Source organism: Achromobacter agilis (assembly GCF_900496965.1).
In the GTDB taxonomy this organism is placed as follows: Bacteria; Pseudomonadota; Gammaproteobacteria; order Burkholderiales; family Burkholderiaceae_B; genus Achromobacter; species Achromobacter agilis.
Map to the genome: position 1 here is coordinate 51425 of NZ_UFQB01000009.1, position 24640 is coordinate 76064.

At 65.5% G+C, this 24640-nt stretch carries 25 protein-coding genes; 16 read left to right on the top strand and 9 right to left on the bottom strand.

Annotated features, from left to right (window positions below):
* Positions 1-246 precede the first annotated feature (246 nt).
* The 4 genes from yidC to rpmH are packed head-to-tail and all read right to left on the bottom strand — an operon-like array spanning position 247 to position 2826.
* Entirely contained in the window at positions 247-1929 is a 1683-nt protein-coding gene (gene yidC / locus AGI3411_RS12790; RefSeq protein WP_129527748.1) for a membrane protein insertase YidC, read from the bottom strand.
* A gap of 48 nt (positions 1930-1977) precedes the next feature.
* The gene (gene yidD, locus AGI3411_RS12795; protein WP_129527749.1) at positions 1978-2271 is read right to left on the bottom strand and encodes a membrane protein insertion efficiency factor YidD; all 294 of its coding nucleotides are present in this window, start codon (positions 2269-2271) and stop codon (positions 1978-1980) included.
* Entirely contained in the window at positions 2268-2639 is a 372-nt protein-coding gene (locus tag AGI3411_RS12800; protein WP_129527750.1) for a ribonuclease P protein component, read from the bottom strand. Before AGI3411_RS12800 ends, yidD begins: the two co-directional genes overlap by 4 nt.
* A gap of 52 nt (positions 2640-2691) precedes the next feature.
* Complete coding sequence (gene rpmH, locus AGI3411_RS12805) at positions 2692-2826, bottom strand: 50S ribosomal protein L34 (protein WP_006228069.1); 135 nt, start codon at positions 2824-2826, stop codon at positions 2692-2694.
* A 393-nt stretch (positions 2827-3219) separates the two neighbouring features.
* On the opposite strand from rpmH, the gene dnaA reads away from it, so the two are divergent.
* The 7 genes from dnaA (at position 3220) to AGI3411_RS12840 (ending at position 12760) form a co-directional block, all read left to right on the top strand.
* The gene (gene dnaA / locus AGI3411_RS12810) at positions 3220-4683 is read left to right on the top strand and encodes a chromosomal replication initiator protein DnaA (RefSeq protein WP_129527751.1); all 1464 of its coding nucleotides are present in this window, start codon (positions 3220-3222) and stop codon (positions 4681-4683) included.
* Between the two features lie 2 nt (positions 4684-4685).
* A complete protein-coding gene (gene dnaN / locus AGI3411_RS12815) occupies positions 4686-5795 on the top strand; it encodes a DNA polymerase III subunit beta (protein ID WP_165359161.1) in 1110 nt (369 codons plus the stop codon).
* A gap of 97 nt (positions 5796-5892) precedes the next feature.
* The gene (gene gyrB / locus AGI3411_RS12820) at positions 5893-8340 is read left to right on the top strand and encodes a DNA topoisomerase (ATP-hydrolyzing) subunit B (RefSeq protein WP_129527753.1); all 2448 of its coding nucleotides are present in this window, start codon (positions 5893-5895) and stop codon (positions 8338-8340) included.
* Between the two features lie 267 nt (positions 8341-8607).
* Positions 8608-9459, top strand: a complete 852-nt coding sequence (locus tag AGI3411_RS12825) for an ABC transporter substrate-binding protein (protein ID WP_129527754.1) — start codon at positions 8608-8610, stop codon at positions 9457-9459.
* A 21-nt stretch (positions 9460-9480) separates the two neighbouring features.
* Positions 9481-10989, top strand: coding sequence for an amino acid ABC transporter permease/ATP-binding protein (locus AGI3411_RS12830; RefSeq protein WP_129527755.1), 1509 nt, complete (start codon positions 9481-9483; stop codon positions 10987-10989).
* A complete protein-coding gene (locus AGI3411_RS12835) occupies positions 10979-12328 on the top strand; it encodes an amidase family protein (RefSeq protein ID WP_129527756.1) in 1350 nt (449 codons plus the stop codon). Before AGI3411_RS12830 ends, AGI3411_RS12835 begins: the two co-directional genes overlap by 11 nt.
* A gap of 30 nt (positions 12329-12358) precedes the next feature.
* On the top strand, positions 12359-12760 hold the full coding sequence (locus AGI3411_RS12840; RefSeq protein WP_129527757.1) for an ectoine synthase: 402 nt from the start codon (positions 12359-12361) through the stop codon (positions 12758-12760).
* A 35-nt stretch (positions 12761-12795) separates the two neighbouring features.
* Here the strand turns inward: AGI3411_RS12840 and AGI3411_RS12845 are convergent, their stop codons facing one another.
* The 3 genes from AGI3411_RS12845 to AGI3411_RS12855 form a co-directional block, all read right to left on the bottom strand.
* Positions 12796-13470: a GntR family transcriptional regulator gene (locus AGI3411_RS12845; RefSeq protein WP_129527758.1), complete on the bottom strand. Its 675-nt coding sequence runs from the start codon at positions 13468-13470 to the stop codon at positions 12796-12798.
* 88 nt (positions 13471-13558) lie between these two features.
* Positions 13559-14404: an urea carboxylase-associated family protein gene (locus AGI3411_RS12850; protein ID WP_129527759.1), complete on the bottom strand. Its 846-nt coding sequence runs from the start codon at positions 14402-14404 to the stop codon at positions 13559-13561.
* 94 nt (positions 14405-14498) lie between these two features.
* Complete coding sequence (locus AGI3411_RS12855; protein ID WP_129527760.1) at positions 14499-15422, bottom strand: LysR family transcriptional regulator; 924 nt, start codon at positions 15420-15422, stop codon at positions 14499-14501.
* A gap of 164 nt (positions 15423-15586) precedes the next feature.
* Between AGI3411_RS12855 and AGI3411_RS12860 the strand changes: the two genes are divergently transcribed.
* Together AGI3411_RS12860 and AGI3411_RS12865 are read left to right on the top strand one after the other, a co-directional pair.
* Entirely contained in the window at positions 15587-16069 is a 483-nt protein-coding gene (locus AGI3411_RS12860; RefSeq protein ID WP_129527761.1) for a VOC family protein, read from the top strand.
* A gap of 18 nt (positions 16070-16087) precedes the next feature.
* Positions 16088-16756 carry a flavin reductase family protein gene (locus AGI3411_RS12865; RefSeq protein WP_129527762.1) on the top strand — a complete coding sequence of 223 codons (669 nt, stop codon included), beginning with the start codon at positions 16088-16090 and terminating at the stop codon, positions 16754-16756.
* A gap of 24 nt (positions 16757-16780) precedes the next feature.
* On the opposite strand, the gene AGI3411_RS12870 is transcribed toward AGI3411_RS12865, so the two are convergent.
* Positions 16781-17713: a LysR substrate-binding domain-containing protein gene (locus AGI3411_RS12870; RefSeq protein ID WP_129527763.1), complete on the bottom strand. Its 933-nt coding sequence runs from the start codon at positions 17711-17713 to the stop codon at positions 16781-16783.
* 171 nt (positions 17714-17884) lie between these two features.
* Here AGI3411_RS12870 and AGI3411_RS12875 point away from each other — a divergent pair, with 171 nt between their 5' ends.
* The 6 genes from AGI3411_RS12875 (at position 17885) to AGI3411_RS12900 (ending at position 23143) form a co-directional block, all read left to right on the top strand.
* Positions 17885-18796, top strand: coding sequence for an amino acid ABC transporter substrate-binding protein (locus AGI3411_RS12875; RefSeq protein WP_129527764.1), 912 nt, complete (start codon positions 17885-17887; stop codon positions 18794-18796).
* Positions 18797-18889: 93 nt separating this feature from the next.
* A complete protein-coding gene (locus tag AGI3411_RS12880; RefSeq protein WP_129527765.1) occupies positions 18890-19639 on the top strand; it encodes an amino acid ABC transporter permease in 750 nt (249 codons plus the stop codon).
* A 4-nt stretch (positions 19640-19643) separates the two neighbouring features.
* Positions 19644-20333, top strand: coding sequence for an amino acid ABC transporter permease (locus AGI3411_RS12885; RefSeq protein WP_129527766.1), 690 nt, complete (start codon positions 19644-19646; stop codon positions 20331-20333).
* Positions 20334-20399: 66 nt separating this feature from the next.
* A complete protein-coding gene (locus tag AGI3411_RS12890; protein ID WP_129527879.1) occupies positions 20400-21134 on the top strand; it encodes an amino acid ABC transporter ATP-binding protein in 735 nt (244 codons plus the stop codon).
* 5 nt (positions 21135-21139) lie between these two features.
* On the top strand, positions 21140-22195 hold the full coding sequence (locus AGI3411_RS12895; RefSeq protein ID WP_129527767.1) for a threonine aldolase family protein: 1056 nt from the start codon (positions 21140-21142) through the stop codon (positions 22193-22195).
* Positions 22196-22237: 42 nt separating this feature from the next.
* Complete coding sequence (locus AGI3411_RS12900) at positions 22238-23143, top strand: EamA family transporter (RefSeq protein ID WP_129527768.1); 906 nt, start codon at positions 22238-22240, stop codon at positions 23141-23143.
* Positions 23144-23228: 85 nt separating this feature from the next.
* On the opposite strand, the gene AGI3411_RS12905 is transcribed toward AGI3411_RS12900, so the two are convergent.
* Positions 23229-23525, bottom strand: coding sequence for an acylphosphatase (locus AGI3411_RS12905; protein WP_129527769.1), 297 nt, complete (start codon positions 23523-23525; stop codon positions 23229-23231).
* Between the two features lie 161 nt (positions 23526-23686).
* On the opposite strand from AGI3411_RS12905, the gene AGI3411_RS12910 reads away from it, so the two are divergent.
* Positions 23687-24583 carry a phytanoyl-CoA dioxygenase family protein gene (locus tag AGI3411_RS12910; RefSeq protein WP_129527770.1) on the top strand — a complete coding sequence of 299 codons (897 nt, stop codon included), beginning with the start codon at positions 23687-23689 and terminating at the stop codon, positions 24581-24583.
* Positions 24584-24640 lie beyond the last annotated feature (57 nt).

A 24640-nucleotide genomic window follows, 5' to 3' on the forward strand; every position in this document is an offset into this window, starting at 1 on the left:
CTCCCTATGTCGTTCCTGGAACGCGGAGCCGTTCGTGGCCCGCGCCGTGTCCTCGACTGCCCGGCGTTGCCGGCCGGGCACATCGCCAACACATCATAGGTGGCTTACTTTACGTTGTGAAGTTGATTGATCCATCAGTTTTGATAAATAATAACTATCGATAGAGACGTTGCCGGCCAGGGCCGCCGTTGCCGCGGGCATAAAAAAACCGGCCCATCGGGGCCGGTTTTCTGGTGGAGCCGGGGATCAGCGGTTCGCCGCGGCTTCCGTCTTGCGCTGCAAGGCGCGGGTGATGGACCACTGCTGGGCGATCGACAGGGTGTTGTTGACGCACCAGTACAACACCAGGCCGGCCGGGAAGAAGAACATCATCCCGCCGAACACCAGCGGCATGATCATCATGACCTTGGCCTGGACGGGGTCCGGAGGCGTCGGGTTCAGTTTGATCTGCAGGAACATGGTGGCCATCATGATGGCGGGCAGAATGAAGAACGGGTCGCGGATCGACAGGTCGTGCACCCACAGGATCCACGGCGCGCCGCGCATTTCCACGCTGGCCAGCAGCACCCAGTACAGCGAGATGAACACCGGGATCTGCACCACCATCGGCAGGCAGCCGCCCAGCGGGTTGATCTTCTCGGTGCGGTACATCTCCATCATGGCCGCATTGAGCTTCTGCTTGTCGTCGCCGTACTTTTCCTTCAGGGCCTGCAACCGCGGTGCTACCTGCTTCATGCGGGCCATGGAGCGGTAGCTGGCGGCGGCCAGGGGGTAGAACACGGCCTTGATCAGCACGGTCAGGGCCACGATGGTCCAGCCCCAGTTGCCCAGGATGGAATGCAGCCACGTCATCAGCGTGAACAGCGGCTTGGCGATGATGGTCAGCCAGCCGTAGTCGACGACCAGTTCCAGGCCGGGGGCGAGCGCAGCCATGGCTTTCTGGTCTTGCGGGCCGACCCACAGGTGCGAATCGACGCGCGCGGCGGCGCCCGGGGCGACTTCGCCGACGGCTTCGATGCTGCGGGCGGCGTACAGGTTCTTCTGCACTTCCAGCAGTTCGTTGTTGCGCGGCTTGCCCTGCGGCGGCACCCAGGCGGTGGCGAAATAGTGCTGGACCACGGCGATCCAGCCGTTATCCGCCTGCTTGATGTAGCTCGCCTTCTTCTTTTCGATGTCGCTGAAGGTGATCTTCTGGAACTTGTCCTGTTCCGAGTAGACGGCGAAACCGGTGAACGTGTGATAGAAGCTGGACGTGTCGGCGGGGTCGTTGCCGTCGCGCTCGAGCTGCAGGTACAGCGCGGGCGTCACGGGGGCGGCGCCGACGTTGGCCAGGTCGTGGCGCACATCGATGTCGTAGCGACCGCGATGCAGCGTGAACGTCTTGGTGACCTTCATGCCGCCCGATTCGCTTTCGAATGCGACGACCAGGTTGTCGCCGGTCAGTTGGCGCTCGGAGGAGACGAGGCGGAACGGCGTCTGGTGCGTGGGGAAGCTCTGGCCGTTGGGCGCGCCAACGACACCGGTCTGCACGACGTAGTTCAGGCCGGCGGAGCGGTCCAGCAGCACCGTGGGCTTGTCCGGCTGGCCGGTGGCCGGGTACTTCAGAAGCTCGGCGCGCACGAGCTGGGCGCCCATTGTGTCGAACGTCAGGCGCAGAACGTCGGTCGTGATGACGATCTCTTCCGAGCGCGCGGTAGCGGGCGCGGCGGCGCCGGGAACGGCGGACGACGGAGCAGCTGCTGCCGGAGCGGGAGAGCTGGGCACCGAGGGCGTCGCGTTGTTCGCGGCAGCCTGCGGTTCGCTCGTGCTGGCCGCGGGCGTGGGGCCCCCGAACAGCGACGGCTTGCCGTTATGGATTTGCCAGTTGTTCCATAGGAGCAACAGCGAGAAGGAAAAAATCATCCAGAGGACGGTTCGTCGGATATCCATGGTGCCTACTGAAGTGAATACGGGCCAGCAAAGCCCGCCAGTTTAGCGTCAATCATGCTCGATGCGGTGGCTGTGGGAACAGCAATGGGTGCCATTGGTTCCCTTGGCCGGCGGAACCGGATCCAGCCCGCCCGGCGACCACGGGTGACAGCGGCCGATACGCCGGACCGCGAGCCAGAAGCCGCGCCAGGCGCCGTGGCATTCGATCGCTTCGATCGCATACGCCGAGCAGGTGGGGGTAAAGCGGCACTGCCTGCCGATCCAGGGACTCAGGAAGAACCTGTAGAACCGGATCGGGGCAATGAGTAAAGCAGCCCCTGGCTTGCGGGTTCGCCCGGTCATCGCGCGATGCGCCCAAAGTGAGCGTCCACTTCGGCTCTGACGCCGCGTTTAAGCGCGGTGAGCGTGGCGGGCGCGACTTTGCTATGCAAGCGCACGACGTAATCCTTCGCCGGCAGGTCAAGCCGCCGATGGCGGAACGCTTCGCGGATGACCCGCTTGATGGCGTTGCGCGTGCTGGCATGGGCGGCGAACCGTTTGGCGATCACCAGGCCCAGGCGGGCACAGGCATCCTGGCCAGGGGGCAGGTCATTGGAAGCGGCGCTCACAATGAAGAACGCCCCTCGGGCAAGACGCCGGCCTTTGAGGGCGGCGGCGAACTCGGAGGGGCGATGCAGCCGCGCCTCCGGGGGAAGCGTGGCGCGCGGCATGGACAGCGGATCGGGCGTCAGGTTTTTCCGGAAAATCCGGAAAGACCCGGACTTAGACGGCCAGACGCTTGCGGCCCTTGGCGCGACGGGCGCTCAGGATGGCGCGGCCAGCGCGGGTTTTCATGCGCACGCGAAAGCCATGGGTGCGCTTGCGGCGGGTAACGGAAGGTTGGTAGGTACGTTTCATGGACGATCCACAAAAAGAACAAAAGTCAGAAGGGACCTGCCCGGAGGGTTCCAGATCGCGCATTCAGGAAGCGGGTATCTAGCGGGCATTTTTGCAACATAGGCAAAAAACAACTCGTAGACGGGGCTCTGACCGGGAAAAACCCAGGCGACCTATAGAAGCTAGAACCGGCCAGTTGCCATGTCGATATGGGTGAAAACACCCCGACACGGCGAGCGCGGTCAAGCTCTCTGTGAAACCTTCTGACAGACAGAATTCGGAAAAGCCCACCATTTCAGCAAGTTTTCCCTGTCTTGTCAAACAGTTAAGCCTGCGCCGTCTGGACACTTATGCCCTACCCTGTGGATAACCCCAGCCTAGGCAAGGTAGAATCGAGGTTTGAATAAGAGCGACATGAAAGAATTCTGGCAGACCTGCGTCAGTCGTCTTGAGCAGGAACTCCCCCCCCAACAAATCAGCGCGTGGATACGACCGCTGGTCCCGCTTGCGTATGACGAGACGCAGGCGGTGCTGCGCGTTGCCGCACCCAACCGCTTCAAGCTGGACTGGGTGCGCAAGAACTTTTCCCACCAGATCGAAGCGTTGGCCGCGGAGTGGTTCGAGCGCCCGGTGCAGGTCCTGTTCGAGTTGCCTTCCCATGGCGCCGCGCCCCGCATGCCGGTCGCGCCCGTGCGGGCCGTGCAACCCGGTCAACCGCATCTGTCCGGTGCTTCCCCTTCAGGCGGCGCACCGCCGATGAGTGCCGCGGCTGTTCCCGCGGCGCCCGCCCCCGCGCCGGCCACGACGGTCGCCGCGCAGGCGGTGAACGCGGATGCGGCCAATATCGTGTACGAGCGCTCGCGCCTGAACACCGATCTGACCTTCGAAAACTTCGTGACCGGCAAGGCGAACCAGCTGGCGCGCGCCGCCGCGCTGCAGGTTGCCGAGAACCCGGGCACGTCGTACAACCCGCTGTTCCTGTACGGCGGCGTAGGCCTGGGCAAGACCCACCTGATCCACGCCATCGGCAATGCGATGGTGGCGGCGGGCACCGGCGTGCGCGTGCGCTACGTGCATGCGGACCAATACGTGTCGGACGTGGTGAAGGCGTACCAGCGCAAGGCCTTCGACGATTTCAAGCGCTATTACCATTCGCTGGACTTGCTGCTGATCGACGATATCCAGTTCTTCTCCGGCAAGAACCGCACGCAGGAAGAATTCTTCTACGCGTTCGAGGCCATGGTGGCGCAGCGCAAGCAGATCATCATCACCAGCGATACGTACCCGAAGGAACTGTCGGGCATCGACAGCCGGCTGATTTCGCGCTTCGATTCCGGCCTGACGGTGGCCATCGAGCCGCCGGAGCTGGAGATGCGCGTGGCGATTCTGCTGCGCAAGGCGGAATCCGAAGGCGTGCCCATGCCCGAGGAAGTGGCGTTCTTCATCGCCAAGCATCTGCGCAGCAACGTGCGCGAACTGGAAGGCGCGCTGCGCAAGGTCCTGGCCTATGCGCGCTTCCACGGCCGCGACGTGCTGACGGTGGATGTCTGCAAGGAAGCCCTGAAGGACCTCCTGTCCGTGTCCAATGGACAGATCACCGTGGAAAACATCCAGAAGACGGTGGCGGATTTCTACAAGATCAAAGTGGCCGACATGTACTCGAAACGCCGGCCCGCCAATATCGCCTTGCCGCGTCAGGTCGCGATGTACCTGGCGAAGGAGCTGACCCAGAAAAGCCTGCCGGAAATCGGCGATCTGTTCGGTGGTCGTGATCACACCACCGTCCTGCATGCCGTACGCAAGATTTCCGACGCCCGCGCTAAGCAAGCGGAGCTCAACCATACCCTGCACGTGTTGGAACAAACTCTAAAAGGATGAACATGCAACTCGTACAAACCACACGCGATGCATTGCTGAAACCGCTGTCGACTGTGGCGGGCATCGTCGAAAGACGCCATACCCTGCCCATCCTCGCGAACATCCTGATGCGCAAGGAAGGCAACAAAGTCGCCTTCATTGCGACCGACCTGGAAGTACAGATCACCACGCATGCCGACTTCGGCGTGGGCCAGGACAACGAGTCCACCACGGTCGCCGCGCGCAAGCTGCTGGACATCCTGAAGGCGCTGCCGGACACGGGCGACGTGCGCCTGGCGCTGGCCAGCAACAAGCTGTCGGTGCAATCGGCCAAGAGCCGCTTCGCGCTGCAGACGCTCGCCGCCAGCGAATTCCCCACCGTGGCCCAGCCCGAACAATGGGACGTTTCGCTGACCATGCCGCAGCGCACGCTGCGCCACCTGTTCAACATGGTGCACTTCGCCATGGCGCAGCAGGACATCCGCTACTACCTGAACGGCATGCTGCTGGTGTTCGAACCGGGCCGCGTGCGTGCGGTCGCCACCGACGGCCACCGCCTGGCGCACTGCTCGACAGAAGCCGACGGCATCAGCGAACGCCATGAAGTGATCGTTCCGCGCAAGACCGTGCTGGAAATGCAGCGCCTGCTGGAAGACTCCGACGAGCCCGTCTCCATCGACGTGGCGCCGGGCCAGATCCGTTTCCGCTTTGGCGACGTAGAGCTGGTTTCCAAGCTGGTCGAAGGCAAATTCCCCGATTTCACGCGCGTGATTCCGACGAACTACACGCGCCATTTCCTGGTCGGCCGCGAAGCGCTCCAGGGCAGCCTGCAGCGCGCCGCCATCCTGACCACCGACAAGTTCAAGGGCGTGCGCCTGCAACTGGCGCAGAACCAGATGAAGATTTCGTCGTCCAACGCCGAGCAGGAAGAGGCGCAGGAAGAAATCGACATCGACTACGGTCATGAAGCGCTGGACGTGGGTTTCAACGTCGGCTACCTGCTCGACGTACTGTCGAACGTCAAGGTCGACAGCATCCAGTGGTCGGTCATGCCCGACGCCAATGCGTCGGCGCTGATCACCTTGCCCGAAGACGACCAGTTCAAGTACGTCGTCATGCCCATGCGGATTTGATCCGCTCGCCTATCGTGGGTTTGTGCCGCTTGCGGGCTTGATGGCTCGCGGGCGGTCCGGCCGCCAGGCCGTTCTTTAAAGCGTTATCGATACAGACATGTCAGATCAGCAGAACACCACTCCCGAGAACAGCGGCTACGGCGCTGACTCGATCAAGATGCTCAAGGGGCTGGAGGCCGTGCGCAAGCGCCCCGGCATGTACATCGGCGACACGTCCGACGGTACCGGCTTGCACCACATGGTGTTCGAAGTCGTCGACAACGCCATTGACGAAGCCCTGGCCGGCTATTGCGACGACATCGTCGTCACGATCCACACCGACAACTCCATTTCCGTGACCGACAACGGCCGCGGGATCCCCACCGACATCCACAAGGACGACGAATTCCACCGCAGCGCGGCGGAAATCGTCATGACCGAACTGCACGCCGGCGGCAAGTTCGACCAGAACTCCTACAAGGTGTCCGGCGGCCTGCACGGCGTGGGCGTGTCTTGCGTGAACGCGCTGTCGGAATGGCTGCGGCTGACCATCCGCCGCAACGGCCAGGTGCACCAGATGGAGTTCCGCCAGGGCGAGCGCGTTGCGCCCCTGGCCGTGACGGGCACGACCGACAAGCGCGGCACCGAAGTGCGCTTCTTGGCCGACCCGATCATCTTTACCAACATCGAGTACCACTACGAGATCCTCTCGAAGCGCCTGCGCGAGCTGTCGTTCCTGAACAATGGCGTGAAGATCCGCCTGATCGACCAGCGCCAGGGCAAGGAAGAGAACTTCGCATTCTCGGGCGGTGTGAAGGGCTTTGTCGAATACATCAACCGCAGCAAGACCGTGCTGCACCCCAATGTGTTCTCGGTGTCCACCGAGTCGTCGGCGGGCGGCGTGACGGTCGGCGTCGAAGTGGCGATGCAGTGGAACGACAGCTACAGCGAAAGCGTGCTGTGCTTCACCAACAACATCCCGCAGCGTGACGGCGGCTCGCACCTGACCGGTCTGCGCGCGGCGATGACCCGCATCATCAACAAGTACATCACCGACAACGAGCTGGCGAAGAAGGCCAAGGTCGAGACGTCCGGCGACGATATGCGCGAAGGCCTGGCCTGCGTGCTGTCGGTGAAGGTGCCCGAACCCAAGTTCAGCAGCCAGACCAAGGACAAGCTCGTCTCGAGCGAAGTGCGCCCGGCCGTCGAAGAAGCCGTGGCCCGCACGCTGGAAACCTGGCTGCTGGAACATCCGAACGACGCCAAGGCGCTGTGCGGCAAGATCGTCGAGGCCGCCCGCGCGCGTGAAGCCGCCCGCAAGGCGCGCGAGATGACGCGCCGCAAGAGCGTGCTGGAAGGCGCTGGCCTGCCCGGCAAGCTCGCCGACTGCCAGGAAAAAGATCCCGCGCTGTGCGAGCTGTACATCGTCGAGGGCGACTCCGCAGGCGGCTCGGCCAAGCAGGGCCGCGATCGCAAGTTCCAGGCCATCCTGCCGCTGCGCGGCAAGGTGCTGAACGTGGAGAAGGCGCGCTTCGACCGCCTGATCGCCAGCGAACAGATCGCCACCCTGATCACGGCGCTGGGCACCAGCATCGGCCCCGATTTCAACGTCGACAAGCTGCGCTACCACCGCCTCATCATCATGACCGACGCGGACGTCGACGGCGCGCACATCCGCACGCTGCTGCTGACGCTGCTGTACCGCCAGATGCCCGAGCTGGTGCAGCGTGGCTACGTGTACATCGCGCAGCCGCCGCTGTACAAGGTCAAGGTCGGCCGCGAAGAGCGCTATCTGAAGGACGACCAGGAAGAAGCGCAGTTCATGCTGGCGCTAGCGTTGAAGGATGCCGAGATCATCTCTGGCGGCAACATCATCCGCGGCGAAGAGCTGAGCGAGCTGGCGCGCCAGTACGTGGCCGCCGACGGCGTGATTGCCCGGTTGTCGCGAGTGTTCGACGTGGCTGCGCTGTCGGCCATGGCCGAAGGCGTGGAAATCAATCTGGAGACGGCCGAGTCCACCGCGGATTCCGCGCGCCGCCTGGCCGACGCCATGCGCGATCCGGTAAGCGGCAACGGCGTGGAAGTCGTGGCCCAATTCGATGAGGCGACCGAGCGCCACCGCCTGTCGGTGCAGCGCATGCACCACGGCAACGTGCGGGTGAGCATCATCGACGCGGACTTCGTGAACGGCTCGGACTACGCCATCCTGTCCAAGGCCGCGGCGAGCTTCTCCGGAAAGGTCGGCGCGCGTTCGCTGGCCGCCCGCGGCGAAGGCGAGAAGCGCAAGGAACAGGCCGTGTCGGACTTCCGCGAAGCCATGCAGTGGCTGCGCAGCGAAGCCGAACGCGGCATCTCCAAGCAGCGCTACAAGGGCCTGGGTGAAATGAACCCGGACCAGCTGTGGGAAACCACGATGGATCCGAAGGTACGCCGCCTGCTGCGCGTGCAGATCGAGGACGCCATCGCGGCGGACGAAGTCTTCACCACGCTGATGGGCGACGACGTCGAACCGCGCCGCAACTTCATCGAAACGCATGCGCTGTCGGCGGGCAATATCGACGCTTAGGCATCGCTTCGACCGCCAGCGGCACATCAAGCCGGCCCCGGAAGGGGCCGGCTTTTTTTTGCCTTTGCCATCGTCCTGCCGCGCCCGGTGCTGGCGCTCCACGAGCGCGTTCGACGTGAAAACGCTAGGGAAAACACCCATATCCCGTGCCTTCCCATTGCCGCAGAATCGCAAAAATTGTTCAACAATCCTGGTTCGGGATGCACCTCCCGGAATGGGGCAGGCCCAGTCTTGCCGCGGGTTCCAGGGCGTTCAATAGGGGAAATCATGTCCACTACGATTCTGGCGGCAACACGGCGCGGTATGGCGCGCGCACTGGCCGCTTTCATGTTGTGCGCAGCATCTCCGCTGGTTCTGGCTTCCGCCACCATCAAGGCCGATAGCCTGACGGTCGGCTCCGACCTTACCTATCCGCCCTATGCCTACATGGAAGGCGGCAAGCCTGCCGGCTTCGACGCGGACTTCTCCCGGCTGCTGGCCGCCAAGCTGTCGCTGACGCCGGTGTTCGTCGATACGCGCTTTCCCGACCTGATTCTGGGCATGCGGGCGCACCGCTTCGATACCGTCGCGTCCGCCCTGTACGTGACGCCCGAGCGCACCAAGCTGATCGACTTCATTCCGTATCTGAAGACCGGCGCTTCGCTGGTGGTGCTGGCCGCCAGCCAATACGCGCCGGCGGGCCCGGAAGCGTTGTGCGGCAAGCGGGTGGCCTCGATCAAAGGCGCGTCCTGGACGCCCAAGCTGCAGAAGGTCTCGCGCGAGACCTGCCAGCCCAAGGGGCAGGGCGAAATCAAGGTGCTCGAGTTTCCGACCTCTCCGGAGGCGATGATGGCGCTGCGGTCTCAGGCGGCCGACGCCATGATCGAGGATGCGGCGGTGGTGCACGGCATGCTGGAGCAATCCAGGGATGGCCTGAAAGTGACCTCCACCTCCCTGCTCTATCCGATCGTGATCGGGCTGGGTATCAACAAGGAATCGAAAGCGCTGCGAGAGGCGCTGGCCGGCGCGCTGCAGCGTGCCCGCGAAAGCGGCGAGTATCAGGCGCTGCTGGCCCGCTATGGGCTGGAAGCACCCTCGGCCGCCGAGATCCAGGCTGCCCTGACGGGCCAGGCCCGGTAACGTCGCGACGGAAGCCGGAACATGCATTTCGATTGGGATTACGCCGTCAGCCTGCTCTGGGATACCGACTTCTGGAAGGCGTGCTGGGTGGTGGTGAAGCTGAGCACGGCGACCTGGGTGATCGGCGTGGCGGCGGGATTCCTGCTGGCGCTGGGAAAACAGGCGAAGAATCCCGTCGTCAGCCGTCTGGCGGGCCTGTACATCTGGTTTTTCCGCAGCCTGCCGCTGCTGGTGCTGTTGGTGTTCATCTACAACCTGCCGCAGGTATTCCCGGCCGCGGGTGCGTTGCTGTCGGACCCGTTCTACGCCGGCCTGACCGCCCTGGTCGTGAGCGAGACGGCCTTCATCGCGGAAATACACCGCGGCGGAATCCTGGGCGTGCCGCGCGGACAGATCGAAGCGGGACGGGCGCTGGGCATACGCTATGCGGGCATTCAGCGCATGATCGTGATTCCGCAGGCGCTGCGTATCGCGCTGCCCGCCCTGAGCAATGAATTCATCACGATCGCCAAGCTGACCTCGCTGGTGTCGGTGATCTCTCTGGCCGAGATCCTGCTCGTGGGCCAGCGGCTGTACACGCAGAACTTCCTGGTGTTCGAGACCATGCTTGCGGTGGCGCTGTACTACGTGCTGATCGTCACGCTGTTCGACAAGCTGCTGGGATGGCTGGAATCGCACATGAACATCCTGCGGCGCGCGCCCAAGCCGCTGGCGCTGGATGAGCAGGCGCGGCGCGCGGTGCAGGAAGGCGCCTCGGGGCCCGCGATGAAGGCCCCCGGCGACGAGCCCGCGCTGGAAGTGCGGCAGGCGCGCAAGCGCTTCGGCGATCACGAGGTGCTCAAGGGCATCGACCTGACGGTCAAGGCGGGGGAAGTCATCAGCATCATCGGTCCGTCCGGATCGGGCAAGACGTCCTTGATCCGCACCTTGAACGGACTGGAGACCCTGGACGGCGGCGAGGTGCTGCTGCATGGCAAGCCCTTTCTCGGATCGCCGGGCGCGGGCGCGCAGGCCGGGCCCGGCGAGCGGATCCTCGATATCGGCATGGTGTTCCAGAGTTTCAACCTGTTCCCGCACAAGACGGTGCTGCAGAACGTGATGCTGGCGCCGGCCTACCACCGGCGCGGTAGCACCGGCGCGCTGCGCTGCGAAGCGCTGGTGCTGCTCAACAAGGTGGGCATGCTGGACCACGCCCACAAGTATCCGCATCAGCTCTCTGGCGGCCAGCAGCAGCGTGTTGCGATCGCCCGCGCCCTGGCCATGCGGCCGTCCATCATGCTCTTCGACGAGCCCACCTCGGCGCTGGACCCCGAACTGGTGGCGGAGGTGCTGAAGGTGGTTGAAACGCTGGCGCGCGAGGGCATGACTATGCTGATCGTGACGCACGAAATGGGATTCGCGTTCAAGGTGTCGGACCGCGTAGTGTTCATGGAGGCCGGCCGCGTGTTGCTGGATGCGCCTCCCGCCGAGGTGCTGGGCAGCGCGGATCCGCGCGTGAAAGACTTCCTGAGCCACGTTCATGTCTCCTGATCAATCCGATGTGTCGTTGCGGGCGGTGTCGGCGTGCCTGGCGCAGATGTCCGCGGATCCTGACGCCGCGGCGCGTGCGCTGCTCTTGCGCCGCGACGAGGTCGCCCTGGCCGAGGCGCAGGCGCGCGACGCGTTGCGCGCGCTGGCGCCCGGGGGCGAGCCGCTGGCTGGCATGGTGCTGGGCGTGAAGGCCTGCTTCGATGTGCAGGGGTGGATAACCCATGCGGGCTCGCGGGTGCTGTCAGACGCGTCGGCCGCGGCCGAAGACGCTCCCCTGGTGCGCAGGCTGCGGCGCGCGGGGGCCGTGTTGCTGGCACAGAACAACATGACCGAGTTCGCCTACGGCGCGCTCGGCCTGAATGCGACGTTCGGCACGCCGCTCACGCCATGCCTGGCCGACATGCCCCGCGTGGCGGGCGGGTCCAGCAGCGGCGGCGCGGTGGCGGTGGCGCAGGGCATGGTGAATCTGGCCGTGGTGTCGGACACCAGCGGGTCGGCGCGCATCCCCGCGGCGTTCTGCGGGGTTGCGGGTTTCAAGCCGTCCCGCGGCCGGTATCCGGACGCGGGCATGATGTATTTGTCGCCGTCGTTCGATGTGCCGGGCATCATCGCCGCAGATGCCGCGCAGTGCCTGCGTGTGGATAAGGCGCTGGCGTCTCGGGAAGCGCTGTTTCCGGCGCCGGCCGTGCGCGGCACTGGGCCGCTGGCGAGCAGGAATTTCGTGGTGCCGGACCATGTCGAGGACCTGCTGGATCCGGAAGTGCGGCGCGCTTTCTCGGCATGGCTGGAGCGGCTGATGGCCGCGGGCGCGGTACTGCGGCGCCTGCCGATGCCCTGCGTGGCGCAGGCCGGCCCTGTGGCGCGCGACGGCGGCATTATCGCGGCCGAAGCCTACATGCTGCACGCGCCGCGCCTGGCGACGGATGCGGCCCGCTACGATCCCCGCGTGGGGCCGCGCATGCTGCTGGGGGCGCAGGTTCCTGCGCATGCCTATCTTGCGGCGCAGCGGCGGCTGGCGGAATTGCGCCGGGAATACGACGCGGCGATGGCGAGCGCGGGCGCGGACGCAGTGCTGACGCCGACCGTGCCCATGCTGCCGCCGACGTTGGCGCAGCTGGAAGACAACGAGGCTTACCTGAGTGAAAACTCCCGGGCATTCAGCCTGACGGAATTCGCAAACCGCCTGGACCTGCCCAGCATTTCGCTACCGGGCGATCTTGCCGACAGAAGAGCCGTCGGCCTGATGGCGACAGGCTTACGCGGTGGCGACCGCGCGCTGCTGGCTACCGCCGTGCAGATCGAAGCGGCGCTTGGATCGGCCGCACGCCGCCGGAACTGATTTCCCCACTCATTGGCTGATTAGCATCCCATGATAGTTATCCACAGCGACGAATTGACCGACACTGAACGCCACGCCCGGGGGCCGGGCTGGGAAAGCAAGCGCATCATCGTCAAGCGCGACGGCATCGGATATTCCGTGCACGAGACCCGCGTCTTCGAAGGCGCCGAGCTGCGCCTGCACTACAAGCACCACTACGAAGCGAACTACTGCATGGAAGGCGAAGGAGAGGTCGAGGACGTGGCCACCGGCACCGTCCACGCCATCAGGCCCGGCACGCTGTACGCGCTGGACAAGAACGACCAGCACGTGCTGCGGGCCGTGAAGGGGGATCTGAGACTGGTCTGCGTCTTCAATCCGCCCTTGAGCGGGCAGGAGACGCATCGGGCGGACGGCAGCTACGCGGAGCCGGAACGAGAGCAGCGCGCCTAGGCGCATGCGGGCGCCTGGCGCGTGCCTGGCGCCCGCTATTTGGCCTGCTGCTTCAGGCGGGTCAGCACGGCCATCAGCGTGCGTTCGGAATCGTCCAGGTATTCCGTCAGGGTTTGCGCCGCCAGATCGCGGCGTCCTTCCACGAGCAAACCGTGGATGCGGCGTTCGCGTTCGATCCAGTCGGGCGTCTGGATACGGCTTTCATCGACCTCCGACGCGAACACCAGGCGCAGCTGAGCGCAAAGCGTAAGAAAGAACTCGTCCAACAGCCGGCTGCCCAGCTGCGCAACGATGTGCTGGTGCACTTGCAGGCTCAACGTGCCGACGGTGCGCCATTGTTTCCTGGACAACGCGCGTTCGGCCGCGTTGATGGTCGTGTGCATCTTGTCGAGCAGCGCGGGCTGCAGCGGCAGCCCGCCTTCGATGGCCTGAAGTTCCAGCGCGCGGCGGGCCGCATAGATCTCGCGCAGGTCCTTGCGCTCCATGCGCCGGACCACGACGCCCTTGTGGCGGATGAATGTGGCGAGCCCTTCGCGGCCGAGCTGGTGCAGGACCTCGCGGATCGTATTGCGCGACGCGCCGTAGTCCGCCGCGAGATCGACTTCGACCAGTTGCGTGCCGGGCGGCAGTTTGCCTTCCATGATGTCGTCGCGCAGCTGGTGGCTGATGCGTTCGGCGATCGAGATTCCGCTGTCGCGTTCGGCGGGCATGATGGCATGGGCTCCTATAGAAAAGCGCCGCGGCTTGGCCGCGGCGTGGGGGCAGCAAGCCGAAGGCGCGGCGTGGGGGGATTTCCCTTTATTTCCACTCGACCTTTTCAGGGTGCAGTCCGTGGACGCCCTTATACGGTGAAACCTCGGGCGCTGTCCAGCCTTGCAGCAAGGCCGGATCCAGCGCGTAGACCTCCACGCCGAGCGGACGGCAGACGTCGATGGGATCGCGCGCCTCGGGGCCCCACATCGGCACGGACAAGTCGCCGCCCGGGCAGGTGGATAGCGCGCACAGCAGGTCCATTTCGGCGAAGAACTCCAGGTAGTCGCCCGGCTTGGCGGGGCACGCCTTCATGAAGTACTTGTCGTCGTCGTTCAGACCGGTGACCTGGAACACATTGAGCACGTCGTGCACGTCGAATTCGGTCAGGCCGTGGGGCGCCACCGCGCGGGTCAGGTTGGAGTGGCAATGGAAGTGGAAATCCTCGCCGCTTAGCAGCTTGTTCACGTAAGGATCGCAACGCGTGCCGAGCAGGTCATGGACGCGGCCGCCGTCGCTGTCGATGCCGTAGCCGGCCAGCGTGTCGTCGGTGATCGTGACCATCGGACGCAGGTACGGCAGCGTGGACCAGATGCGGTCATGCGTGCTGACATGCGCTTGCTGCAGCTGGCGGGTGCGCGAGGCCCACATGCGTTCGCGCGGGTTGTGCAGGTTCCACATGTTGAAGTCCGCGACCTGCGGGCCTTCGAGGGTCACGATGCGGAATACGTGGCCGGCGGGCACCTTCCAGGCGAAGCCGCTGCGGATGGGAACGACGTGGGATTCGACAAGCTTGCGCTGCGCCGGGTCGGCGATGAGCGTGCGGTAGAAGTCCCGGTCCACATTCAATACCGAACCCTTGCCTACCTGGTACGCCGCGGGGTAATTCGACATGGTCTGCCTCCTGATTCGATCCTGGAATCCATGCCAGGATTGTTGAACAATCATGGGGCAGTATACAGGAGCCAAGAGCGGCGGAAAGCCCTTTTCAAAAGGGTTGCGAAGCACTCCCGGAGGCGTCGCAAACCTGTTTGATCGTCTGGCGCAGCCAGCGGTGGGCGGGGTCGCTGTCCAGCCGCGGCGGCCAGGCCTGCACGACGGTGACCGGGGCCAAGGGCACCGGCACTTCGAACGCGCGCAGCTTCAGGCCCAGCCGCTCCACGCCGGGCATGAGGTCCTTGGGCATGGACGGCAGGATCAGGTCGGAATCGGCCAGGGCGAACATGGCGGAGTGAAATGTAGGCGTGATGAGCGAGACGTGCCGTTCCAGGCCCCGCTCGGCCAGTGCCGTGTCGATGGGGCCGTGCGAGCGGCCGCGGCGCGATACGCTGATATGGTCGTAAGCGGCGAAGCGCTGCGGGGTGATGTTGCCTTCGAAAATGGCGTGTCCGGCGCGCGCGAGGCCGCAGAAGGCGGTGGTGAAAAGGCCTTGCACCTTGATGTCGGCGCCGAACTTCTGCGATGAGCCGATGTAGAGATCGGCGTTGCTGTCCAGGGCATCGCCATCGGCCTCGCCTTCCGAGACGAAGCGCAATACGGTGCGCGGGGCGTGGCGGCGCAGATGCTCGCGCAGGCGGCCGCCGTAGCCGCCCACGAATACGTCGTTGGCGCGCAGCGTGAAGACGCGCGCCAGAGTGGCCAGGTCGATGTCCTGGCTGAACTCGGTGAACACGGCTTGCGCCTGTTCCACCACGCTCTTCACCCGTCCGTGCAGGGCGAGTGCCCGCGGCGTGGGCGCAAGCCCCCGGCCCGAACGCACCAGCACCGGGTCGCCCAGCGTCCGACGGATGCGGGCCAGACTGCGGCTTACGGCTGGCGTGCTGAGGTTCAGCCGGCGCGCCGCGCCGGCGACGCTGCCCTCCTGAATCAGCACGTCCAGGGTCAGCAGCAGATTGAGGTCTAGCGATTTCATGCGGCCAAGCATAGCGCGGGAGGATGGGCGGCCGAGGCCTGGGAGTTGCCCGGCGTGCATTTCTGGATTGCATATGGCGGCATTCCCCGGCGTACGGGCCGGGGCCAATATGCCCATTTCGGCGGCGCCTGGGCGCCTGCCTGACGAGAACCTAGGAGAAAAAAATGGCGCTGGAAGTTCTGGAGCTGCATCATCACGCGGTGCGCATGCCGCTGGGCAAAGTCGCGGCCATGGGCGCGTTCTATGGGGAGGTGCTGGGGTTGGATACCGACCAGGGCCGATGGGAGATTCCGGGCATCGCCGGATACTTCCTGGACATGGGCAACGATTGCCAGATCCATTTGCTGGGCAGCGACGGCCCTTCGCCGTATTCCCAGGGCCCGGGGCGCGACCCGGTGGAAAACCATGTGGCGCTGGCGGTGCGCGACATCGCGGCGGCGGAAGCTGAACTGCGGCGCCTGGGCGTAGACCATTGGAAGCTGGACAACGTGGCGGCGCCCGAGCTGATGCAGCTGTTCCTGCGCGACCCGGTGGGCAACCTGATCGAACTGCACCAGATCGGCCGTTGCCGCTGCAAGCGCAGCGACCGCGTGTTTGCCGATGCGAAGGCCGCCGAAGGGGCCGCGCCCACGCCGGCGCGGGATTGAGGCGGCAGGGGATCAGCCATGTTCATCGACCTGAATGACCTGGAGGGGCCGGCCCGCTACAAGCTGCTGACCGCAACGATCGTGCCGCGGCCCATCGCCTGGATCGTGTCGCGAGACGCCCATGGAGCGACGAACGTGGCGCCGTTTTCGTTCTTCAACGTGATGTCGGGCGACCCGCCGCTGATCTGCGTCGGCATCGGCGTGCGCGGCAACGCGCCCAAGGATACGGCGCGCAATATCGCTGAACGCGGCGAGTTCACGGTGAGCCTGGTGTCGGCCCCGCTGGCCGCCAGGATGAACGTGACGGCGGTGGATTTTCCGGCCGGCGTGGACGAGTCGCTGGAAGCCGGGCTGGTCCTGTCGCCGTCGAGAAGCATCAGCGTGCCGTGGGTGGCGCAGTCGCCGGTGGCGTTCGAATGCCGCGTGCACGAGCTGATCCGCATCGATCGCCGCACCCTGGTGGTGGCCGGCGTGACGGCCATGCACGTGCGCGACGAGCTGGTGGCCGATCGGGACAACCTGTACCTGGACGGCCCCGGCATGGACCTGCTCGCCCGCCTGCACAACCCGGGCTGGTACTGCCGCCCGCAGGCCGCGTTCCAGATGCCCCAGATGACGCTGGCGCAATGGGAGGCGCTGAAACTGTCCGGCGAAGCGGACCGCTATCTGGAGCAGGATCTCACTTGAAAGGCGGCGTGCGCCCGCGCGCCGTCAGCGCGCCGCCCGCGCCTTCAGGTCGGACATCTCTTCGAGCATGAGCTGGTGGGCATAGCGCGAGAACACGCTGACCAGCCGCGTGCGGGTGTGGTACGGGGGATAGAGCAAGGCCACCGTAACCGGCACCGCCGGACTGAACGGGCGGACTTCCACGCCGTTGGCTTCGAATTCCTCGCGGGCGGCCAGCGGATTGATGAGCGCCACGCCGAGACCCGCGCCCACCAGGGCGCAAATGGACGAACCCAGTCCGGCCTCGGCCACGATCTGCCTTTCGACCCTGGCCGTCTTGAATACGTCGTCGATCCTTTCGCGCAAGGGCGTGCCGCTGGTGAACGCCACGAACGGCTCGCCGGCGAAGTCGGCGGGCTTGAGCCGTTTCAGCCGGGCCAGGTGGTGCCCCTTGGGCACCACCGCCACGCAACTCATCGAGAGCACCGGTTCCACCTGGATGCCGGGCGAGTCTCCCGACAGCATGGCCAACCCTGTATCGCAGAACCCCGAACTGATCCAGTTGTGCACCGTGCTGGCATTGCCGGAATGGATGGACACCATGACGTCCGGGTATTCCGTCTTGAAGGCGGCGACGATGCGCGCCAGTAGGCCGCCGGCCAGCCGCGGCATGGCGGCCACGCTCAGGCGGCTGGCGCTGAATGAGCGGATGCTGGCCGCCGCCGATTCCAGGCCGGCCAGGCCGATGAAGGTTTTTTCCACCTCTTGAAAGAAGCGCGATCCGTCCTGCGTGGGGGTCAGGCGGCTGCCGTTGCGGTCGAACAGGGGGAACTGGGTGATGGCTTCCAATTGCGCGATTAAGCGGCTAACGTGCGGCTGCGAGGTATGCACGCGCCGCGCGGCGGCAGTCATCGAGCCGGTCATCATGACGGCCCGGAACGCCTCGATGTGTCGCAAGCCCATCCGTGGAATGGCCATATCAAATCCGTATAGAGGAATACTCGATTGGAACTGGATAAAACCATACTGCTAGTTGATACTTTTCGCCAGCCGCGGGGCTCATCGCGGGACGAGGCGGTTTCCTGCGGGCCGGGAAACGCCGATCGTAAATATAAGCATGCGCCGCTCATCCGGCGCCAAGGGAATCAGATGAAAGCACTTGCTGTGATCTCCGTCGCCACCGCCCTGCTCGGCAGCGCCGCCTCCGCTCACGCCGCAGGCCCGAGCCGGCTGGACAAGATCAAGGAAACCGGCGTGATTACCCTCGGCCATCCCGAGACCTCGGTCCCGTTCGCCTACCTGGACGGCAACCAGAAGCCGATCGGCTACACAGTGGAAATCTGCCAGGAAGTCGCCCAGTACGTAAAGGCGGCGCTGAAGCTGCCCAAGCTGGAGGTGCGCTACAACCCGACGACGTCGGCCACGCGCATTCCGCTGTTGGCCAACGGCACCATCGACCTGGAATGCGGCAACACCACCAACAACCTCGACCGCCATAAGCTGGTGTCGTTCGCGCCCACCACATTCGTGGCGCAGGTGGTGCTGGTGGCGCGCAAGGACGGCGGCGTGGATCCCAACAACCTGGAGTCTTTCCGCGGCAAGTCCATCGCCGCGCAGGCCGGCGGGCAGACCTTCCGGCTGATCTCGCAGCTGAATGCGAAAGGCAACCTGGGCATCACCATGGCGCCCACCAAGGACACCGCGGAAACCCTCCTGATGGTGGAATCGGGCCGCGCCGCGGGGTCCGCCAACGACGACGGCATTGCCTATGGGGTGGTGGCTTCGGCGAAGAATCCGGACGTGTTCGTGATCGGCAAGAAGGGCCTGGAAGTGGCGCCCTACGGCATCATGGAACCCAAGGACGATCCGGCCTTCAAGAAGGTGGTGGACGACGCGGTGCTGGACCTGATCAAGACGGGCAAGGTGGCCGCGATCTACGACAAGTACTTCAATTCGCCGATCCCGCCCAAGCAGATCAACCTGAAATACCCCATGAGCGACGCCCTGAAGCGCGCGCTGGCCAATCCCACCGATTCCGGCGACCCCAAGGTATACGAGTAAGGGGGCGGCCCGCGGGAGGAGCTTCCTCCCGCGGGCCTTGCCGGGGCAAGAACGCCGGCAAGGCGCGGACGGCATCGCCACCGAGGGGCAGGCATGAACTACAACTGGAGTTGGGGCGTCTTCCTGGAGATGTCGCCGGACGGCGTGCATACGTTCCTGGAGACGATTCTGATCGGCGTGGGCTGGACCCTCGCGCTGGCGCTGACGGCGTGGGTGTTTTCGCTGCTGCTGGGGTCGTGGCTGGGCGTCATGCGCACTGCGCAGTCGCGCCTGATGAACGCGGTCGGCGCGACCTACGTAGAGCTCTTCCGCAACGTGCCGCTGCTGGTGCAGATGTTCCTGTGGTATTTCGTGCTGCCCGAGCTGCTGCCGCATGCCTGGGGCCTGGCCATGAAGCAGATGCCGCAGCCCTGGGGCCAGTTCGTGCCGGCCTTGCTGTGCCTGGGATTTTACGGATCGGCGCGCGTGGCCGAGCAGCTGCGCGCGGGCATCCAGTCGTTGCCGCGCGGCCAGTTCCAGGCGGGCACCGCGCTGGGCCTGACCGAGGCGCAGGTGTACCGCTACATCATCCTGCCCGAGGCGTTTCGCATCGTGCTGCCACCGCTGACTTCCGAGTTCATGGGAACCGTCAAATATTCGTCGGTGGCGCTGACGATCGGCCTTCTGGAGTTGACCGGCCAGGCGCGTTCGATGGCGGAGTTCAGCTTCCACATCTTCGAGGCTTTTTCCGCCGCGACGGTGATTTACCTGATTCTCAACGGCATCGTCGTCCTGGGCATGCGGACGATCGAACGCCGCGTGGCGGTGCCCGGCCTGATCGGCGCCGCGGCCAAGAGGCCCTAGCATCATGGGCAAATTCGATTTCGACGTCATCGGCAGCGCTCTGCCGTACCTGTTCCAGACGGGCATGACGTTCACGCTGACCCTGACCGCGCTGGCGGCGGTGATGGGGCTGGCGCTGGGCACGCTGCTGGCCATGATGCGGCTGTCGCGGTTCCGGATACTGTCGGTGCCGGCGGGCATCTACGTGAACGTGATGCGTTCGATCCCGCTGCTGCTGGTGATCTTCTGGTTCTACTTCCTGGTGCCCTACATGGCTGCTTGGGTGGTGGGCTCGCCCACGCCGTTGCGCGTGGGCGCGTTCAACTCGGCGGTGATCACGTTCACGCTTTTCGAGGCCGCGTACTTCTGCGAGATCATGCGCGCGGGCATCCAGTCGATCGCGCGGGGCCAGGTATCGGCCAGCCTGGCCTTGGGGCTGACGCCCTGGCAGGGCATGCGGTTCGTGGTGCTGCCGCAGGCGTTCCGCAACATGGTGCCCGCGCTGCTCACGCGCGTCATCATCCTGTTCCAGGACACCTCGCTGGTGTATGTGCTGTCCCTGACCGATTTCCTGGGCGCGGCGGCCAAGATCGGCCAGCGCGATGGCCGCCTGGTGGAGCTTTATCTGTTCGTGGCGGTGGTGTATTTCGTCATCTGCTTCACGGCATCCCGCCTGGTCAAGCTGCTGGAAAAGCGCACGCGGGTGCTGCGCTAGCCGGCCGTTTCCGTCCTCTCCAAGTTATCCACAGGTTCAACGATGCAACTTACCCCCAAGCCCCCGATGATCGAGATCAGGCAGGTCAGCAAGTGGTACGGCGCGTTCCAGGTGCTCGATGATTGTTCGACGACCGTCGGCCGGGGCGAGGTCGTGGTGGTCTGCGGGCCGTCCGGGTCCGGCAAGTCCACGCTGATCAAGACCGTCAATGCGCTGGAACCCTTCCAGAAGGGGGACATCGTGGTCAACGGCATTTCGGTGGGCGACCGGCGCACCAACCTGCCCAAGCTGCGCGCCGTGGCCGGCATGGTGTTCCAGCATTTCGAGCTGTTCCCGCACCTGTCGGTGACCGAGAACCTGTGTCTGGGCCAGGTCAAGGTACTCAAGCGCGGCAAGGATGAGGCCCGCCAGCGCGCGCTGGCCCTGCTGGAGCGCGTGGGCCTGTCCGCGCACAAAGACAAGCATCCGGGCGAATTGTCCGGCGGCCAGCAACAGCGCGTGGCGATCGCCCGCGCACTGTCGATGGATCCGGTGGTGATGCTGTTCGACGAACCGACGTCGGCCCTGGACCCCGAGATGGTCAACGAGGTGCTGGATGTGATGACCGACCTGGCGGGCGACGGTATGACGATGATGGTGGTGACCCATGAAATGGGATTCGCCCGCCGTGTGGCCGACCGCGTGATCTTCATGGACGGCGGCAAGATCGTGGAGGACTGCGCGAAGGAGCAGTTCTTCGGCAATGTGGAGGAGCGTGCCCCGCGCACGCGCCAGTTCCTTTCCAAAATTCTGCAGCACTGATAGCCATGACCCAGCATACCCCCGCCGCCCAGCGCGCGCCCGTCGACCTGCGCAGCGATACCGTTACCCACCCCACCGAGGCCATGTACGAGCGCATGCGCGCCGCGCCGATCGGCGACGACGGCCTGGATGGCGATCCCACCGTGCGTGAGCTGGAGGCGCATGTGGCCGCCAGCCTGGGCAAGGACGCCGGGCTGTTCGTGCCCAGCTGCACCATGGCCAACCTGCTGGCCGTGCTGGCGCAGACGCAGCGCAACGAGCAGGTCGTGCTGGAATCTGCGGCCCACATGTACACCTCGGAACGCGGCGCCGCCACCTTCACCGGGCTCTTCTACCTGGGCGTGGCCGGTACCGACGGCGCGATGGACCTGGGGCGCCTGGAGGAAGCGCTGCTGACAGGCGGACACCGGCTGAAAACCTCGCTGGTGGCGATGGAAACGTCGCACAACAATGCGGGCGGCACCGTGCTGCCCCTGGATCATATGCAGGCGGTCCATGGCATGGCTAGCGCCGTCGGCGCGGCGGTGCACCTGGACGGCGCCCGCCTGTTCAACGCGGCCGTGGCGCTGGGCGTGGCGCCCGGCGACATCGCCCGCCATGCCGACACCGTGTCGTTGTGCCTGTCCAAGGGCCTGAGCGCCCCAGTGGGCGCCGTGCTGGCCGGCGGCGCGCCCGTCATGGCCAGGGCGCGGGTGCTGCGCCGCATGCTGGGCGGCACGCAGCGCCAGTCCGGCATCATGGCGGCGGCCGGCCTGGAGGGCGTGCGGACGATGGGCGGCCGGCTGGCCGAGGACCACGTCCGCGCCCGCCGCCTGAGCGACGGCCTGAATCGGCTTGCGCCAGCGCTGTCGGCGACCGTGCCCCAGACCAATATCGTGCAAGTGGAGACGGCCGCAAGCGGCATGAACAACGCGCAGTGGGTCGCGGCGCTGCAGGCGGCCGGCCTGCTGGCCCGCCCCTGGGGCCGGACGCGGCTGCGCTGCGTGACCCACCGCCATATCCGCGACGAGGACATCGATGCGGCCGTGCTGGCCTTCGAAACGGTGCTGAACCGCCACTGATCTGCTCCGTTCCGGCGCCTGCGGCCGATGCGATAATGCCGCATGTCCACGACCCACCTTTCCCGAAAAGACTATCTCTGCGCATTGGCGGTCGTTGTCATCTGGGGTTCGAACTTCGTCGTCATGAAGATCGGCATGCGGGGCCTTTCCCCCATGATGCTCGGCGCCTTGCGGTTCGCCCTGGCGGCCTTCCCCCTGATCCTCTTCGTGCGTCCGCCGAAGCTGCCCTGGCGCTGGATCGCGGCCTATGGGCTGGTGCAGGGCCTGGGCCAGTTCGGGCTGCTTTTCACCGCGCTGAAATTCGGCATGCCCGCGGGCATGGCCTCGCTGGTCATCCAGACCCAGGCGTTCTTCACCTTGCTGCTGGCCGCGCCCCTGCTGCATGAGCGCGCGCAGCGCCATCATTGGATCGGGCTGTCCGTGGCCGCGCTGGGGCTGGCGGTCATTGCCGGCGGCCGCGGCGAAGGGCCGGGTCAGATGACGATGCTGGGCTTTGTCCTGACCCTGGGCGCTGCGTTCATGTGGGCCGTGTCCAATATCATCGTGCGCCTGGCCAGCCGCAAGGCGCCCGGCTACGACCCGTTTGCCTTCATCGCCTGGAGCAGCGCCGCGCCGGTGCTGCCCTTCCTGCTGCTGGCCGTGCTGATCGACGGCTGGGAGCCGGTGGTCGGCATGGTGGCCGGCATGGGCTGGGGCGAGGCGCTGTCGGTGCTGTACCTGGCGGTGCTGGCGACCTTGCTTGCCTACACCTTGTGGACGCAGTTGCTGACGCGCCACGCGGCGGCCAAGGTTGCGCCGTTTTCGCTGCTGGTGCCGGTGGTGGGGTTGTGGGCGGCGTCCATGGCCTTCGGCGAAAGCCTGCTGCCCCTGCAATGGCTGGGAGCGGCCGGCGTCCTGGCCGGCCTGGTGCTCAACCAGTTGGGTGGGCGCTGGCTGCGCACCCGCTGAGCCTTACGGCGGATATCCTCCCCATTCTTTCCACCGTTTTTCAGCCTATCGGATTACGCCGTCCTTGCGGACCGGGCGGGCGGTCTCAGAGCTGCTCGAAGCGGATGTAACGCTTATCGGTGTACTCCCTGCGCGTCGTGAGCGCTTCCACGGCGGCCCCAGGGGGGCCGCGGCGCAGCCATTCCAGCATGTGATCGACCTGGTCGGGCGTGCCCTGAACCAGGGCTTCTACCGTGCCGTCCGGCAGGTTCTGCACCCACCCGGTCGCGCCCAGCAGGTGGGCGCGGCGGACGGTGGCGTGGCGGTAGCCCACGCCCTGCACGGTACCGCTGATGGTGACGAGGACGGTTTCGAGGTAGGGGGCGGATTTGGGGTCTTGCATGCGGTTTCCTTCGGATGATGCGCCGCCCTTCGCAACGAGCGTAGGCGGTATTGGCTACAGCGGATGATCTATAGGCCCGACGGGCATCGAAGCGATACGTTAGAGCTCATGTCAAAACGTGCCAACGGGAACACCCGCTACCAGAGCTTGGAGAAGCCATTATGGAAGAGACCAGTTTGTTGTCGGAAGTTGAGACAGCGCGCTACAGGGAACAGGGGTATCTGGCCCTGAAGGACATCTGCCCGCAAGACGAAGTGGGCTACATCCGCAGGACCCTGATGGAGCTGTTCACGAACAAGACCGGCTACAACGAGGGCGCGCAGTACGACTTCGTCAGCCGCGACGATCCATCCAAGCCCGCCAAGTTTCCCAGTTTGCACGATCCGCGCCATTATGCCCCGGGCCTCCTGAAGACCGTGTATCACGAGCGCACCCTGGAGCTGGCCCGCCAGCTGCTGGGCGAGGACGCCGCCCTTTACGGCGAGCACGCCCTGCTCAAGCCGGGCCCGGACGGCCCCGAGACGCCATGGCACCAGGACGAGGCGTTCCGGTCGCCGGATTTCATCTACAACGAACTGAGCATCTGGCTGGCGTTGCAGCCCGCCACGATGGAGAACGGCTGCATGCAGTTCATCCCGGGCTCGAACAAGTGGGAGGTGCTGGAGCACCGTTCGCCGGGCGGGGACAAGAGCCTGCATCCGCTCGAATGCTGCGGCGATTTTCCCCGCGAGCAGGCGGTGCCCGAGCCGCTGCAGCCGGGCGGCATCACGGTGCATGACGCCCGGACCCTGCACTTCACCGGCCCCAATATTTCGCAGGCGCCGCGCCTGGCGTATATCCTCATCTACAACACGCCGCCGGTCTACAAGCCGGGCCGCCGCGAGTTCCCGTGGCTGGAAGGCCGCTGGACCGATAGCCAGACCCGCAAGAAGCAATGGCACAAGCGCGGCGGGCTGGCCGTGGACGTCATGCGCCGCCTGCCGGGCGCGCGCCTGACCAGTCCGCGCTGGGTGGCGTGGGCCACGATCCGGGCCGTCTCCAAGGTCTGGCCACGATAGGGGGCGCAGGGGCCGGAAGAGCCCTTGCGACAGGGGGGGCGACCGAGGCCGGCAAGC

What these genes read in the sequence shown, in the direction of transcription:
- yidC (WP_129527748.1), bottom strand. Translation starts at nt 1,929, where the DNA reads ATGGATATCCGACGAACCGTCCTCTGGATGATTTTTTCCTTCTCGCTG.
- yidD (WP_129527749.1), bottom strand. Translation starts at nt 2,271, where the DNA reads ATGACCGGGCGAACCCGCAAGCCAGGGGCTGCTTTACTCATTGCCCCG.
- AGI3411_RS12800 (WP_129527750.1), bottom strand. Translation starts at nt 2,639, where the DNA reads ATGCCGCGCGCCACGCTTCCCCCGGAGGCGCGGCTGCATCGCCCCTCC.
- rpmH (WP_006228069.1), bottom strand. Translation starts at nt 2,826, where the DNA reads ATGAAACGTACCTACCAACCTTCCGTTACCCGCCGCAAGCGCACCCAT.
- dnaA (WP_129527751.1), top strand. Translation starts at nt 3,220, where the DNA reads ATGAAAGAATTCTGGCAGACCTGCGTCAGTCGTCTTGAGCAGGAACTC.
- dnaN (WP_165359161.1), top strand. Translation starts at nt 4,686, where the DNA reads ATGCAACTCGTACAAACCACACGCGATGCATTGCTGAAACCGCTGTCG.
- gyrB (WP_129527753.1), top strand. Translation starts at nt 5,893, where the DNA reads ATGTCAGATCAGCAGAACACCACTCCCGAGAACAGCGGCTACGGCGCT.
- AGI3411_RS12825 (WP_129527754.1), top strand. Translation starts at nt 8,608, where the DNA reads ATGTCCACTACGATTCTGGCGGCAACACGGCGCGGTATGGCGCGCGCA.
- AGI3411_RS12830 (WP_129527755.1), top strand. Translation starts at nt 9,481, where the DNA reads ATGCATTTCGATTGGGATTACGCCGTCAGCCTGCTCTGGGATACCGAC.
- AGI3411_RS12835 (WP_129527756.1), top strand. Translation starts at nt 10,979, where the DNA reads ATGTCTCCTGATCAATCCGATGTGTCGTTGCGGGCGGTGTCGGCGTGC.
- AGI3411_RS12840 (WP_129527757.1), top strand. Translation starts at nt 12,359, where the DNA reads ATGATAGTTATCCACAGCGACGAATTGACCGACACTGAACGCCACGCC.
- AGI3411_RS12845 (WP_129527758.1), bottom strand. Translation starts at nt 13,470, where the DNA reads ATGCCCGCCGAACGCGACAGCGGAATCTCGATCGCCGAACGCATCAGC.
- AGI3411_RS12850 (WP_129527759.1), bottom strand. Translation starts at nt 14,404, where the DNA reads ATGTCGAATTACCCCGCGGCGTACCAGGTAGGCAAGGGTTCGGTATTG.
- AGI3411_RS12855 (WP_129527760.1), bottom strand. Translation starts at nt 15,422, where the DNA reads ATGAAATCGCTAGACCTCAATCTGCTGCTGACCCTGGACGTGCTGATT.
- AGI3411_RS12860 (WP_129527761.1), top strand. Translation starts at nt 15,587, where the DNA reads ATGGCGCTGGAAGTTCTGGAGCTGCATCATCACGCGGTGCGCATGCCG.
- AGI3411_RS12865 (WP_129527762.1), top strand. Translation starts at nt 16,088, where the DNA reads ATGTTCATCGACCTGAATGACCTGGAGGGGCCGGCCCGCTACAAGCTG.
- AGI3411_RS12870 (WP_129527763.1), bottom strand. Translation starts at nt 17,713, where the DNA reads ATGGCCATTCCACGGATGGGCTTGCGACACATCGAGGCGTTCCGGGCC.
- AGI3411_RS12875 (WP_129527764.1), top strand. Translation starts at nt 17,885, where the DNA reads ATGAAAGCACTTGCTGTGATCTCCGTCGCCACCGCCCTGCTCGGCAGC.
- AGI3411_RS12880 (WP_129527765.1), top strand. Translation starts at nt 18,890, where the DNA reads ATGAACTACAACTGGAGTTGGGGCGTCTTCCTGGAGATGTCGCCGGAC.
- AGI3411_RS12885 (WP_129527766.1), top strand. Translation starts at nt 19,644, where the DNA reads ATGGGCAAATTCGATTTCGACGTCATCGGCAGCGCTCTGCCGTACCTG.
- AGI3411_RS12890 (WP_129527879.1), top strand. Translation starts at nt 20,400, where the DNA reads ATGATCGAGATCAGGCAGGTCAGCAAGTGGTACGGCGCGTTCCAGGTG.
- AGI3411_RS12895 (WP_129527767.1), top strand. Translation starts at nt 21,140, where the DNA reads ATGACCCAGCATACCCCCGCCGCCCAGCGCGCGCCCGTCGACCTGCGC.
- AGI3411_RS12900 (WP_129527768.1), top strand. Translation starts at nt 22,238, where the DNA reads ATGTCCACGACCCACCTTTCCCGAAAAGACTATCTCTGCGCATTGGCG.
- AGI3411_RS12905 (WP_129527769.1), bottom strand. Translation starts at nt 23,525, where the DNA reads ATGCAAGACCCCAAATCCGCCCCCTACCTCGAAACCGTCCTCGTCACC.
- AGI3411_RS12910 (WP_129527770.1), top strand. Translation starts at nt 23,687, where the DNA reads ATGGAAGAGACCAGTTTGTTGTCGGAAGTTGAGACAGCGCGCTACAGG.